General features: G+C 68.1%; 14 protein-coding genes and 1 pseudogene. 13 read left to right on the top strand and 2 right to left on the bottom strand.

The window, feature by feature from the left end; all coding sequences use genetic code 11:
* Nucleotides 1–95: 95 nt before the first annotated feature.
* The 11 genes from ftsH (at nt 96) to EV650_RS19905 (ending at nt 9,197) form a co-directional block, all read left to right on the top strand.
* Nucleotides 96–2,135, top strand: a complete 2,040-nt coding sequence (ftsH, locus tag EV650_RS19955; RefSeq protein WP_134120559.1) for an ATP-dependent zinc metalloprotease FtsH — start codon at nt 96–98, stop codon at nt 2,133–2,135.
* A gap of 83 nt (nt 2,136–2,218) precedes the next feature.
* The gene (folE, locus tag EV650_RS19950) at nt 2,219–2,791 is read left to right on the top strand and encodes a GTP cyclohydrolase I FolE (RefSeq protein WP_134120558.1); all 573 of its coding nucleotides are present in this window, start codon (nt 2,219–2,221) and stop codon (nt 2,789–2,791) included.
* 131 nt (nt 2,792–2,922) lie between these two features.
* Nucleotides 2,923–4,068, top strand: coding sequence for a S1 family peptidase (locus tag EV650_RS19945; RefSeq protein ID WP_134120557.1), 1,146 nt, complete (start codon nt 2,923–2,925; stop codon nt 4,066–4,068).
* A 132-nt stretch (nt 4,069–4,200) separates the two neighbouring features.
* Nucleotides 4,201–4,998: a dihydropteroate synthase gene (gene folP / locus EV650_RS19940; RefSeq protein ID WP_134122572.1), complete on the top strand. Its 798-nt coding sequence runs from the start codon at nt 4,201–4,203 to the stop codon at nt 4,996–4,998.
* Nucleotides 4,995–5,468, top strand: a complete 474-nt coding sequence (locus EV650_RS19935; protein WP_238174336.1) for a nuclear transport factor 2 family protein — start codon at nt 4,995–4,997, stop codon at nt 5,466–5,468. Before folP ends, EV650_RS19935 begins: the two co-directional genes overlap by 4 nt.
* Entirely contained in the window at nt 5,465–5,854 is a 390-nt protein-coding gene (gene folB / locus EV650_RS19930) for a dihydroneopterin aldolase (RefSeq protein WP_134120556.1), read from the top strand. Before EV650_RS19935 ends, folB begins: the two co-directional genes overlap by 4 nt.
* Nucleotides 5,851–6,408 (top strand): 2-amino-4-hydroxy-6-hydroxymethyldihydropteridine diphosphokinase, encoded by a 558-nt coding sequence (gene folK / locus EV650_RS19925; protein WP_134120555.1) that lies wholly within the window; start codon nt 5,851–5,853, stop codon nt 6,406–6,408. Before folB ends, folK begins: the two co-directional genes overlap by 4 nt.
* Before the next feature lie 2 nt (nt 6,409–6,410).
* Nucleotides 6,411–6,929 (top strand): DUF3180 domain-containing protein, encoded by a 519-nt coding sequence (locus EV650_RS19920; RefSeq protein WP_238174335.1) that lies wholly within the window; start codon nt 6,411–6,413, stop codon nt 6,927–6,929.
* A 95-nt stretch (nt 6,930–7,024) separates the two neighbouring features.
* Entirely contained in the window at nt 7,025–7,381 is a 357-nt protein-coding gene (locus EV650_RS19915) for a hypothetical protein (protein WP_233714909.1), read from the top strand.
* A gap of 12 nt (nt 7,382–7,393) precedes the next feature.
* Nucleotides 7,394–8,182, top strand: a complete 789-nt coding sequence (locus EV650_RS19910; RefSeq protein WP_134120552.1) for an inositol monophosphatase family protein — start codon at nt 7,394–7,396, stop codon at nt 8,180–8,182.
* A gap of 58 nt (nt 8,183–8,240) precedes the next feature.
* A complete protein-coding gene (locus tag EV650_RS19905; protein ID WP_134120551.1) occupies nt 8,241–9,197 on the top strand; it encodes a hypothetical protein in 957 nt (318 codons plus the stop codon).
* Between the two features lie 67 nt (nt 9,198–9,264).
* Here the strand turns inward: EV650_RS19905 and EV650_RS19900 are convergent, their stop codons facing one another.
* Nucleotides 9,265–10,458, bottom strand: coding sequence for an NADH-quinone oxidoreductase subunit D (locus tag EV650_RS19900; RefSeq protein ID WP_134120550.1), 1,194 nt, complete (start codon nt 10,456–10,458; stop codon nt 9,265–9,267).
* Nucleotides 10,459–10,484: 26 nt separating this feature from the next.
* Between EV650_RS19900 and EV650_RS19895 the strand changes: the two genes are divergently transcribed.
* Both EV650_RS19895 and EV650_RS19890 read left to right on the top strand, forming a co-directional pair.
* Nucleotides 10,485–10,973, top strand: coding sequence for a PH domain-containing protein (locus EV650_RS19895; RefSeq protein ID WP_134120549.1), 489 nt, complete (start codon nt 10,485–10,487; stop codon nt 10,971–10,973).
* The gene (locus EV650_RS19890; protein ID WP_166678221.1) at nt 10,970–12,376 is read left to right on the top strand and encodes a PH domain-containing protein; all 1,407 of its coding nucleotides are present in this window, start codon (nt 10,970–10,972) and stop codon (nt 12,374–12,376) included. The genes EV650_RS19895 and EV650_RS19890 overlap by 4 nt, the downstream gene beginning before the upstream one ends.
* Before the next feature lie 104 nt (nt 12,377–12,480).
* On the opposite strand, the pseudogene EV650_RS40695 reads toward EV650_RS19890, so the two are convergent.
* Nucleotides 12,481–13,122: pseudogene (locus EV650_RS40695) on the bottom strand (SAM-dependent methyltransferase); the annotation flags it as partial.
* Nucleotides 13,123–13,279 lie beyond the last annotated feature (157 nt).

Genomic DNA, 13,279 nt, shown 5'->3' with positions numbered 1-13,279 from the left:
TTGTGCGACACGAGACACTTGGACTGGTATTACCGTCACAAGCCCGCCACACCCGGGCCTGCCGAGCTAGGAGGGACGGGGCCTAGGCCCCGATCATGGACGTGAAGCGCATCTTCCGCGGACCCCTGTTCTGGATCGTCGTCGCCTTCCTCGGCGTGCTGGTGATCGGGCAGCTCCTGACCGGCTCGACCGGGTACAAGACCGAGGCGACCGGCCAGGTCGTGCAGCTGATCCAGCAGGCCAAGTCGTCGAGCGACAAGACGATCAAGTCGGTGACGCTGATCGACCCGGACCAGGAGATCCGGGTCGAGAAGACCGACGGCACCAAGATCAAGGCCAACTGGGTCGACGGCCAGGCCGAGACGCTGGGCACCGACCTGCAGTCCCTGTTCCAGGACGGCAAGATCGAGCGGTACGACGTCGAGAACCCGAAGCCGAGCTTCATCGGCCAGGTGTTCTCCACGCTGATCCCGTTCCTGCTGATCGCGGTGGTGTTCATCTTCTTGATGAACTCCATGCAGGGTGGTGGCTCCCGGGTGATGAGCTTCGCCAAGTCGAAGGCCAAGCTGATCACCAAGGACACTCCGAAGACCACGTTCGCCGACGTGGCCGGCTGTGACGAGGCGGTCGAGGAGCTCGGCGAGATCAAGGAGTTCCTGCAGGAACCAGGCAAGTTCCAGGCGGTCGGAGCGAAGATCCCGAAGGGCGTCCTGCTCTACGGCCAGCCCGGTACCGGTAAGACGCTGCTGGCCCGCGCGGTCGCCGGCGAGGCCGGCGTGCCGTTCTACTCGATCTCCGGTTCGGACTTCGTCGAGATGTTCGTCGGTGTCGGCGCCTCCCGGGTCCGCGACCTGTTCGAGCAGGCCAAGACGAACGCTCCGGCGATCGTCTTCATCGACGAGATCGACGCCGTCGGCCGGCACCGTGGTGCGGGCCTCGGCGGTGGTCACGACGAGCGCGAGCAGACCCTGAACCAGCTGCTGGTCGAGATGGACGGCTTCGACGTCCGCGGCGGTGTGATCCTGATCGCGGCCACCAACCGGCCGGACGTGCTCGACCCGGCGCTGCTGCGGCCGGGCCGGTTCGACCGGCAGATCGCCGTCGACGCGCCGGACCTGCCGGGCCGCACCCAGATCCTCAAGGTGCACTCGCGCGGCAAGCCGATGGCGCCGGACGTTGATCTGACCGCGGTGGCCCGCCGGACGCCGGGTATGACCGGCGCCGACCTGGCCAACGTGCTGAACGAGGCGGCCCTGCTGACCGCCCGGTCGAACCTGCAGACGATCGACAACCACATGCTGGACGAGGCGATCGACCGCGTCATCGCCGGTCCGCAGCGTCGTACCCGGCTGATGTCGGACAAGGAGAAGGTGCTCACCGCGTACCACGAAGGTGGACACGCGCTGGTCGCCGCGGCGCTGCCGCACTCCGACCCGGTGCAGAAGGTGACGATCCTGCCGCGTGGCCGTGCGCTCGGCTACACGATGGTGATGCCGGACGAGGACAAGTACTCCACTACCCGGTCGGAGATGCTGGACAAGTTGGCCTACATGCTCGGCGGCCGCGCCGCCGAGGAGATGGTCTTCCACGACCCGACCACGGGCGCGAGCAACGACATCGAGAAGGCGTCGGCGCTGGCCCGGGCGATGGTCACGCAGTACGGCATGACCGAGCGGCTCGGCGCGATCAAGTTCGGCTCGGACGGCAGCGAGCCGTTCCTGGGCCGCGACTTCGGCAGCCAGCGGAACTACTCCGAGGAGATCGCGGCCGCGGTCGACGAGGAGGTCGGCAAGCTGATCCTGAACGCGCATCAGGAGGCCTTCGACATCCTGGTCGAGAACCGGGTCGTCCTGGACCACCTGGTCGAGGAGCTGCTCGAGAAGGAGACCCTGGACAAGAACCAGATCGCCAGGATCTTCGTGCCGGTGATCATGCGGGAGCGGCGGCCGGCCTGGACCGGCTCGTCCACCCGGGTCCCGTCGGACCAGCCGCCGGTGATGCCGACCAACGGTTCCACCCGCGCCGAGCAGAACGGCTCGCTGCACGACGTGCTGCCGGGCGGTTCCGTCGGTCCGGACGAGGCCATCCGGCCGCCGGACTACGGCAGCGGCCCGACGCCGCCGACCCAGCAGTGACCCCAGCAGTGCACTGAGCGACGCCGCCACCCCATCGGGTGGCGGCGTCGCTGTTTTCCGCCGGCCGAACTTACAGTGGCCGGATGACCTCACCGAATTTCGACCACGCGCGGGCGGAGCGGGCCGTGCGGGAGCTGCTGTTCGCGATCGGGGAGGACCCGGATCGCGAAGGGCTGCGGGACACACCGGCCCGGGTGGCACGCTCGTACGCCGAGATCACCGCCGGGCTGGGCCAGACGGCCGAGGACGTCCTGAGTACGACGTTCGCCCTCGAGCACGACGAGCTCGTGCTGGTGAAGGACATCGAGGTCTGGAGCGTGTGTGAGCACCACCTGGTCCCGTTCACCGGGGTCGCGCACGTCGGCTACATCCCGAGCCGGGACGGCCGGGTCACCGGGCTGTCGAAGCTCGCCCGGCTGGTCGACGTGTACGCGAAACGGCCGCAGATCCAGGAACGGCTGACCACTCAGGTCGCCGAGTCCCTGGTCGAGATCCTCCAGCCGCGCGGCGTGATCGTGGTGATCGAGTGCGAACACCTCTGCATGACCATGCGCGGTGTCCGGAAACCGGGCGCGAAGACGATCACCTCGGCGGTCCGGGGTCAGCTGCGCAATCCGGTCACCCGCGCGGAGGCGATGAGCCTGATCGTGGGCTGACCGTAGCTCCACTGCACCGACCCTCGTTGAAGTTTTAGAGTCCAGCACTATGGACATTCTGTCGCCGAGCGTTTACTTTCCGTAGTGGCACTTGGCCAACGGGGATCAAGTGCTGGTGTGAGGAGGACAGGATGTCGGGGCGTTTCCGGGTCGGCGCCGCACTTACCGGGGTCGTCGCCCTGACGGCCGGCGGGCTGGTCGCGGCGAACTGGGCCACCGCGGATACGCGGACCAAGGCCGGACAGCAGACAGCGCCCGCCAAGAAGAAGACGACCGGCAGTCCTCTGGTCGCGAAGACGCTGGAATCCGAGCTCGGATCCGACTCAGGCGTGGTCGGCAGCTACTACGACGAGACCGGCAAGCTGGTCGTCGCGGTATCGGACCTGTCGACGGCCGAGCTGGTCCGCCAGATCGGTGCGATCCCGCGCCTGGTCAAGTACACCTTCCAGCAGCTGAACGCCGTACAGAACCAGCTGAACGAGCTCTCCGCGACGTCGAGCGCCGGCAAAGTCCGGTCCTGGTACGTCGATCCGCTGTCGGGGACCGTGGTCGTCTCCGTGCCGAAGGGCGCGCACGACTCGATCACTGACCGGTTCATGTCTCGGGCCGAGGCCAACGGCGACCGCGTGACGGTCCGCCACGTGACCGGGACGGTCCGGCCGACCGCGGACGACTTCAGCCTGCGCGGCGGCGTGCAGGTGGACAAGAACACCGGGTACGTGTGCTCGCTGGGCTTCAACGCCCGTACCCGCAAGGGGAACCGGATCTTCTTGACCGCAGGACACTGCACGGCGGGCAAGCCGTCGTTCTCGCGGAACGGCTACGTCCTCGGCAACACGTACACCTCGAGCTTCCCCGGCAACGACTTCGGGTCGGTCGGCGTGATCGAGGGCTGGGACCAGCAGGGGTACGTCGAGGGCTGGGGAGCCGGCAACGTCGCGGTCAAGGGGCTCGCGGACGCGACCGTCGGATCGACGCTGTGCAAGTCGGGGAAGACCACCGGCTGGACCTGCGGGCGGATCGTCGCTCGCAACGTCACCGTCAACTACGGAAACAACCGCGTGGTTCGCGGACTGTTCCAGCACACCGCGTGTGTGGAGGCAGGCGACTCCGGCGGCGCGAACATGACTGGGAACTACGCCCAGGGCATCACCAGCGGAGCGGCCCTGATCGACGGGCAGTGCCTGGAGAAGTCCGGTCAGACCAACGAGTCGTACGCCCAGCCGATCGCCGAGGTCCTCCAGTCCACCAAGTCGCGCCTGATCCTGGCCAACTGACTCCCTAGCCCAATCCCAGCCAAATGTCCGGCTGGGTGTTGGGGTGGGGGAGGCGCCTACTACGGTGTCTGGGTGGGAAACGCGTCGTGGGGTCACGTTGACGGGCTGCCGGTGGTGGACCGGTGTCTCGTCATGGGCGTTGTGAACGTGACGCCGGACTCGTTCTCGGACGGCGGTGAGTGGTTCGAGCCGAGTGCCGCGATCAAGCACGGGCAGGAGTTGCTGGCCGAAGGAGCCGACCTGCTCGACGTCGGTGGCGAGTCGACCCGGCCGGGCGCCGTCCGCCCGTCGCCCGACGAAGAGATCCGCCGGGTGCTCCCGGTGATCGAGACGCTCGCGGCCGAGGGTGCGATCATCTCCGTCGACACGATGCGGGCCCACGTCGCCGAGCTGATGCTCGATGCCGGCGCCACGATGATCAACGACGTGTCCGGCGGCCAGGCCGACCCGGACATGCTCGCGCTGGTCGCCGACCGCAAGACGCCGTACCTGTGTATGCATTGGCGCGGGCACTCCATCGACATGCAGAACCGCGCGGAGTACGGCGACGTGGTCGCCGAGGTGATCGCCGAGCTGGCCGAGCGGCTCGAGGTGCTGAGCAACGCCGGCATCGACCTGAACCGGGTCGCGCTCGACCCCGGGCTCGGCTTCGCCAAGAACGCGGACCACAACTGGGAGATTCTTCGCCGGTTACGGGAATTCGCCGTACTGGAAAGACCGTTGCTGATCGGTGCGTCCCGGAAGGCGTTCCTCGGTAGGCTGCTCGCCGACGAGCAGACCGGCGAACCCAGACCGGCCGTACGACGAGACGACGCGAGCGTGGCCGTAACCGCCCTGGCCGCCGCAGCAGGAGCCTGGTGTGTCCGGGCGCATGCGGTGGCACCGAACGTGGACGCGGTCCGAGTGGCCAAGAGATGGGGAACGGTATGACGGACGGACCGCGGCAGGGCACCGGTGGCGATGGTGCACGCGGTGCGACCGTCGAGGACGTCGTCCTGAACGCCAACACCGCGTTCTACAACGCGTTCGAGGCCGGCGACCTGGACCTGATGGCGGCCGTCTGGCTGCCGGATCCGGATCCGGTCTGCATCCATCCGGGCAACGCGGCGATCTCCGGGTACGCCGAGATGATGCGGGCGTGGGCGATGATCTTCGCCAACACGCCGTACATCCAGTTCTTCCTGACCGATGTGCAGGTACGGGTTGATGAAGACGTGGCATACGTCACGTGTACGGAGAATGTCCTGTCCTCGGGGGAGGGTGCACCCGAAGAGGGGTTCGCGGGTGGCAAGGCACTGGCCACGAACGTTTTCCGTCGAACTTCCAGCGGCTGGCGGTTGTGGATCCACCATGCCTCACCGGTACTGTCGTCTGGGGGCCGACAGGAGGAGGCGGAATGAGCGGTCCCGGGACGCTTCCTGACGTGATCGAGATTCGTGGCATCCGTGGATTCGGGCGGCACGGAGTGTTCGATCACGAGCGGGCCGACGGGCAGGAGTTCGTCGTGGACGTCCGGCTGGAGCTGGACACCCGGACCGCGGCGGCCTCCGACGACCTGGCCGACACCGTGAACTACGGGGTGGTGGCCGAGCAGGTGCACCAGGCGATCGAGACCGAGCCGGTGGACCTGATCGAGACCCTCGCCCAGCGCATCGCCGATCTCTGTCTCGCCGACAAACGCGTGACGGCGACGGCCGTGACCATCCACAAACCCTCGGCGCCGATCTCGGTGCCGTTCGACGACGTTGTCCTGACCGTGCAGCGCAGAGCCGGAGAATCCTCGTGACTGAGACCCCTAGCCCCCACGTCATCGACGCGGACACTCTGAGCGGAGGCCTGAAGCCGATCCGCCAGGTGATCCTGTCGCTCGGCAGCAATCTCGGCGACCGTGAGGCGAACCTGCAGGGCGCGGTCGACGCGTTGCGGGACACTCCGGACCTCGTGGTGGTCGACGTCTCGCCCGTGTACGAGACCGAACCCATCGACGGCCCGGAGGAGTCCGGTCCGTACTTGAACGTCGTCCTGCTGGCCGACTCGACGCTGGCCGTCGACCTGCTGCTGGAGCGCGCGCAGGCGATCGAGCAGGCGTTCGGCCGGGAGCGCAGCGTGCCGGGTGCGCCGCGGACGCTGGACGTCGACCTGATCACCTACGGGCAGAAGACGGTGGAGTCCGACGAGCTGACCCTGCCGCACCCGCGGGCCCACGAGCGCGCGTTCGTCCTGGCGCCCTGGCTCGACATCGAGCGGGACGCCGTACTGCCGGGCCGTGGTCCGGTCGCGGACCTGCTCGCCAAGGTCGGGACCGACGGCGTGACCAAGCTCGACATCGAGCTGCAGTAGTGGTGTCGGGCGATACCGAGCCCGGCCGGGCCCCTAAGGACAAGAACGAACCGCCCCGCCCGGGCTCGGTGCGGCCGACGTCGCGCCGGTTGCTGGTAGCGATCGCCGTTCTCGGCATCGCGATCGGCGTCACGATCGTGAAGGCGATCGAGTCCGGCGGCGGGGTCGCGCCGACGGTGTCGTGGCTGACGCTGATCGCGTGGGCGTTCCTGGCCGCGTTGCTGTTCGCCGCCGCCCGCAACACCAACCAGCGCATCCAGGTACGGCGGGAGCGGATCGAATCGTCCCGGGCCGTGTTCCTGTTGATGATCGGAAAGGCCAGCGCGTACGTCGGCGCGTTGTGCGCCGGTGTTTACGCAGGGTTCGCGTTAAGCTTCCTGCGGGCGATGGGATCCTCCGGACCCCGTAACCGGGTGATTATGGCCGCTCTCGCGGCGGTGATCTCAGTGCTGGTCGTCACGGCCGGATTGTTGCTCGAACGCGCGTGTCGTATTCCCGAGGACCCGGACGAAACCCCCTAACATGTCGGTCCATGGGGTCAAGGGGTAACCGCCGCCGAACCAGGACCACAGTTCTCACCGTTGCCAACGCATCTCTGATCGTTGTCTGCCTGGGCGTGAGTGTCGCGCTCTTCTCGCAGAATGCCTGGATTCTCCGGGCTGCCGCCGTCGGTGCCGCTCTGGTCGCGATCGCCGGCGCCGTCCTCTTCCGCCACCAGTTGCTGGTCGAGCGGTTGGCTCATTCGGACGAACGCGCGCAGGTCGCGCAGGAGTACTCGCGGATCACCAGTGCCCGCGTGGTCGAGAACGCGGAGTTCGTCGACCTGATGCAGCGCCGGCTGGACAAGATCGACCAGCGCCTCGACAAGATCGACGAGGAAGTCGCCACGGTCGTTGCCGCCGGCGACAAACACTCGCAGGCCGATGCCCCGACCGTGGTCGACCTCAAACTCCGGGGCCTTGCTGCCTCCTAGTAGGTTCTGGGTGTGGATCTCGCCGAGCTGCTGAAGGTTGCCGAAGCCGCTGTCGATCGCGGACGCGTCATCACCGACTCGCGCGCGCCGGGCGTGCTGACGTCCAAGGGCGATCGGGACATGGCGTCCGAGGTGGACTTCGCCGTCGAGCGAGAGGTACGGGCGTTCCTCGAGCGGGAGACACCGGACATCGGCGTACTCGGTGAAGAAGAGGGCGGCGCGACCGACGGCACGCGCTGGGTCCTCGACCCGATCGACGGCACGGTCAACTTCATCCACGGCGTACCGCTGTGGGCTATTTCGCTCGGTCTGATCCATGAGGGGCGCGCGGTCGCTGGTGTGATCGACCATCCGGCGCTCGGGACCAGGTACGCCGCCGCGGAAGGACTCGGTGCCACCTGCAACGGCAAGGCGATCCGGGGCAGCGAGTGCAGCAACCTCACCGACGCATTGGTTGCCGTGGGCGACTATGCCGTCGGCCCGGACGCGGCCGCCCAGAACGCCCAGCGGTTCGCGCTCACCCAACTGCTCTACCCGCGGGCCCAGCGCCTCCGGATGATCGGTACGGCGGCGACCGCGCTGACCTGGACCGCGAACGGCTTCTTCGACGCGATGATCATGTTCTCCAACAAGCCCTGGGACACCATGGCCGGCGTCAGCATCTGCCGCGAGGCCGGCCTCCGCGTCCTCGATCTCGACGGCACCGAGCACGCCCCGGAGTCCCGCGGTACCTTCGCCGTCTCAGCCGGCCTCGCCGACCCGCTCCTGGAAATCCTTGGCCAGGCGATGCCTACCACCTGACGAGGAGTTGTCCACAGCCCCTCCGACGTCAGCTGCGCAAATCCGTCACGCTGGATCGGTGGACTGGTGGTGGCGGCAACAGTTGCAGGACGAAGGCATCGAGGTGCTGATCCACGAGCAGCAGCGGATCGTGTCCCGCGACCAGGCGCTGGCTGCGGGGTGGACCGAGATCGACGTTCGCAGATCGCTGCGTGCCCGGCGATGGCAGACCGTCCACCCAGGCGTCTATGCAACCCACACCGGTCCGATCGGGTACGACGAACGGCGCCTGGCTGCCCTGCTCTACGCCGGACCGGACGCGGCGTGGAGTCACTACACGGCCGCTGAGCAGCTCGGCCTGATCAGATCCGATGCCCGGCGGCCGGCGTATGTGACCATCCCGTGGCGCCGGCGGGTTCGGGCGCGGCCCGGTCTGGTGATCACCCGGGTCAGGCTCTGGGAGGACCGACTGGCCGCAGGTATTCCACCGCGAAGCCGGCCCGCGGACGCGGTGCTCGAGATCGTTGGCATCTGCCGCCGCCTGGACGACGCCGCAGCGGTGCTGGCGGAGGCGTGTCAGAGCGGCCGCGTCACTCCTACCCAGATTCTGCAGGCGCTCGCGAGCAGGCCGCAGCTTCGTCATCGGGCCGTCTTGCGGCCGATCCTGGCGGATGTCGCCGGGGGATCGCATTCGCTGCTCGAACTCCACTACCTGCGCAGAGTCGAACGTGCCCACGGTCTGCCCCCGGGGCGGCGACAGCGTGCCGTGGACAACGAGTTCACCGATGTCGCCTACCTGGGGTTCGAGCTGGTGGTCGAGCTCGACGGCCGCTTCCATTTCGCCCCACGGCAGCGGTGGCGGGATCTCGCGCGCGACAACCGGGCGGCCCTGCGGTCGGAGGTCACTCTGCGCTATGGCTGGCTCGACACCACGAGCCGTCCGTGCGATGCCGCCGTACAGGTTCTACAGGTGATGCGCCGAAAGCAGCCGGATCTCCCCGCACGCCCCTGCAGCCCGACCTGCCCCGTTCGCTGAGCCGTGCCGTTGGCTCTGGCGGGGAAAGAATCTGTCACCAGATGCGAACTTCTTTCCCCACCGGCCGCTACTTGTCGATGTCGCCGACGACGAAGAACATGCTGCCGAGGATGGCGATCATGTCGGGGATCATCGTGCCGGGCAGCAGGGCCGGCAGGACGGAGATGTTGTTGAAGCTGGCGGACCGGAGTTTCAGCCGCCAGGGCGTCTTGTCGCCACGGGAGACGAGGTAGTAGCCGTTGATGCCGAGCGGGCTCTCGGTCCAGGCGTAGGTCTGGCCCTCGGGGACCTTGAGGATCTTCGGCAGGCGGACGTTCACCGGGCCGGCCGGTAGCGAGGACAGCTTGTCCAGGCAGGCGTCGACCAGGTCGAGCGAGACCTTCACCTGCTCGAGCAGCACGGAGAAGCGGGCGAAGCAGTCGCCTTCGGGGCGGGTCACGACGCGGAGTACGTCCTGCAGTTCGCCGTACGCCAGGTAGGGCTCGTCGCGGCGCAGGTCCGCGTCCACCCCGGAGGCGCGGGCGATCGGGCCGGAGATGCCGTACTGCGCGATCAGCTCGGGGGCGAGCTTGCCGACGCCGACTGTGCGGGCCCGGAAGATCTCGTTGCCGAGAATGATGTCCTCGATGTCGGGCAGGCGTTTGCGGACCGCGGCCGAGGCGGCTGCCGTGCGGCCGAGCCAGCCGTACGGCAGGTCTTCCTTCAGTCCGCCGACCCGGTTGAACATGTAGTGCATCCGGCCGCCGGACAGCTCCTCCATCACCGCCTGGATCGTCTCCCGCTCGCGGAACGCGTAGAACACCGGCGTGATCGCGCCGAGCTCGAGCGGGTACGAGCCGAGGAACATCAGGTGGTTCAGCACCCGGTTCAGCTCGGCCAGCAGGGTCCGCAACCAGACTGCCCGGACCGGTACTTCGAGACCCATCATCCGCTCGACCGCGTGCACGACGCCGAGCTCGTTGGCGAAGGCGGAGAGCCAGTCGTGCCGATTAGCCAGCACGATGATCTGCCGGTAGTCGCGGACCTCGAACAGCTTCTCCGCGCCGCGGTGCATGTAGCCGATGATCGGCTCGCAGCCGACGATCCGTTCGCCGTCCAGGGTCAGCCGCAGCCGGAGTACGCCGTGGGTCGCCGGGTGCTGCGGTCCGATGTTGAGCACCATGTCGGTGGTCGGCAGGTCCGAGCCGGCTCCGCCGCGCTCAAAGGCCGGGTCGAATCCAGCCGCTCCCGCGCCGACTCCGACCACTCTTTCGGTGCTCATGCCCCCTATCGTGACAGGCTTGGTGCGTGGACGACCTTTTCGCACCCTCGGATGTCAGTTGGACGCCGGTTTCGCCCAAGCTGGCTACGCTGCGGCGGCTGAACGCGGCGATCATGGCCGGGCTGGCCGCGATCGTGGCGCTGCTCGCGCTCGGGCTGTCGCTGGGCTGGCTGTACGGCGTACTCGCGGTGGTCGTGATCGCCCTGCTCTTCGGCTGGGCGTGGATCCTGATCGGCCGCAACCAGCGGTCCTGGCGGTACGCCGAACGTGAGGACGAACTGCTGGTCAGCCACGGGATCATGTTCCGCGAGCTGGTCGTCGTACCGTACGGGCGGATGCAGTTCGTCGATGTGAAGGCCGGGCCGCTGGAGCGCGCGTACGGGATGGCCACCGTCGAGTTGCACACGGCCACGCCGTCGACCGACGCGAAGATCCCGGGGCTGCACCCGGACGAGGCCGGCCGGCTGCGTGACCGGCTGTCCGCCCTCGGTCAGGCGCAGGCGTGGGGCCTGTGACCGAGCAGGCTGTCGAGACCGTCGGGCAGCGGCTCCATCCACTCACCCCCTTCGTCAAAGGCTGGGGGTACTTCGTCGTCGCGGCCGTCGCACTGGTCAACAACGAGGGCCTGCGGAGCAATCTGACCTTCGCCGGGATCGGTCTGGGCGCCGTACTCGTCGGCGGCATCCTGCTCGGCGCGCTGTCCTGGTGGTACACCAAATGGCAGCTGACCGGCGATGCGATCCGGGTGGACAGCGGGTTCCTGTTCCGTCGCACCCGGATCATCCGGTTCGACCGGATCCAGGCGATCGACGTCGCGCAGCCGTTCGTCGCGCGACTGTTCGGCATGGCCGAGCTGCGGATGGACGTGGCCGGTGGTGGCAAGAGCGACGGCAAGCTGAGCTACTTCACGTACGCCGAGGCACAGGAGCTCCGCACGACCCTGCTGGTCCGGGCGAAGGGCGAGCAGGCCGCCGAGCAGCAGGAGCACGAGCAGCAGGCCGAGGCCGAAGCTCCGCCGCTGTTGACCGTCCCGACCGCCCGACTCCTTGGTGCGACCCTGCTGTCGTCCACTGTCATCGGTAGTGCCGGTGCACTGATCTGGTTGATCGTCGCGACCACGGTGCTGAACTTCCACGTCGGTCTGTTCGCCGGTCTGCCGCTGCTGCTCGGTGTGGTGCAGCCGATCTGGAAGCAGGTCGTCGGCAACCACGGATTCACGCTCTCCGACACCAGCCACGGCCTGCGGACCAAGCGCGGGCTGTTCGACGTCCAGCGGCAGACGATCCCGGCGGGCCGGGTGCAGGGGCTGCTGATCACCGAGCCGTTGATCTGGCGGCTGATCGGCTGGTCCAGGGTCGAGCTGGACATCGCCGGTGTGGCCGGTCAGAAGGAGGACGGCGACGACGAGCACGAGGGCGCACAGCTGCTGCCGGTCGGCGAACGTACCGAGGTGGCCTACGTGCTCTCCCGCGTCCTACCAGGCTTCAACCTGGCCAACATCCAGATGCACGTGGCGCCGGAGCGGGCCAAGTGGCTCCGTCCGATCGGCTGGCGCTACCTGACGTACGGCGTCGACGACCAGGTCATGGTGACCACGCGGGGCTGGGTGAGTCGCCGTACGTCGATTGTGCTGCACCACAAGACGCAGTCGGTCCGGATGGAGCAGGGACCGCTGCAGCGCCGGCTGGGATTGGCCGACGTACATGTGGACACGCCAATGGGGCCGACCGATGCCGTGGCATTGCACCGCGACCAGGTTGAGGCCGCGGCCCTGGTGCAGGCTCAGGCCGAGAGGGCGCGCGAAGCACGGCGTACCGTCTCCGCGCCGGTCGCGGTCCAGACCCAGCCGAACGCACCCAGCCCGGACGGGTCCAGCAGCTCGGCAGCCTCGCCGGCGGATGACAGCTCGGACAGGTAGCGCATCGGGTCCGTTTGAGCGAGCTCGAGCGGGGGTCTGGTCGCGCTGAGCCCTAGAGCTCGCAGAGCGTCGCGCTGGCTCACGATGGTCCCGCCCAGCGAATCGAGGGCTACGTGCGCTGTGATGTCACAAGTGCCGTCTGGTTCGGGTGCGCACTCCTGGCCGGAGCGGAAGCCAGTCAGGGTCCCGTACGGCGGCCTGGTTGAGTTCACGTGGCCGTAGTCGATGGCTATCGCTACGGCGCCGTCGGTCAGCCGCCGGACCACGTCCTGCCAGGCCGCGTCACGGGTCGTGCCGACCTCGGCCCGGTCGCCGGGCTCGCCGGGCCACCACATCTGCAGCCAGTCGAGGTCGTTGCCCTCAACAACGTCACCTGGTGTCAGGTCGGCGGACAGGTAATGCGGTACTCCGTCCTCGTCCCACTCGACCACCTCGCACGGGACGTTGTCGAGCCACTCGTTGGCGATCACCAGTCCGGTCAGACGCTCCGGCAGCTCGTCGTCCAGCTCGATGTCCAGGACCTGCAGGCCCTCGGTGCGCAGTACCTTGCCCAGCTCGCCGGAGCCGGCCCCGATGTCGACCACCTGATCCAGACCGACCAGGCCGGCCAGGCGGGCGATTGCGTGCCCGAAGTCGGCCGATGCGTGCACCGACGTACGGAAATGTGCGGACGGACGCTCCCGCCGGTAGAAGCCGTCGGGGCCGTAGAGCGCCCGCTGCCAGGCCGCCCTGAAGGTCTCGCTCATTGCCTGCCGTTCGAAAGAGGTTGAGGGTGTTGCTCCCGATCCCACGCCTACTGCGCGGCACTCGGCACGGCACCTCGCCGCACGGGTGCAAAGGCCACGATGCTCCGCATCGAGACCTTCGCCCCCGCACGCCGATGCACCGCACCGAGCACCTGCT

Source organism: Kribbella kalugense, assembly GCF_004365875.1.
Classification (GTDB): domain Bacteria; phylum Actinomycetota; class Actinomycetes; order Propionibacteriales; family Kribbellaceae; genus Kribbella; species Kribbella kalugense.
The sequence above is the reverse complement of the archived record's forward strand: the minus strand, read 5'-3'. Positions and strand labels throughout refer to the sequence as shown.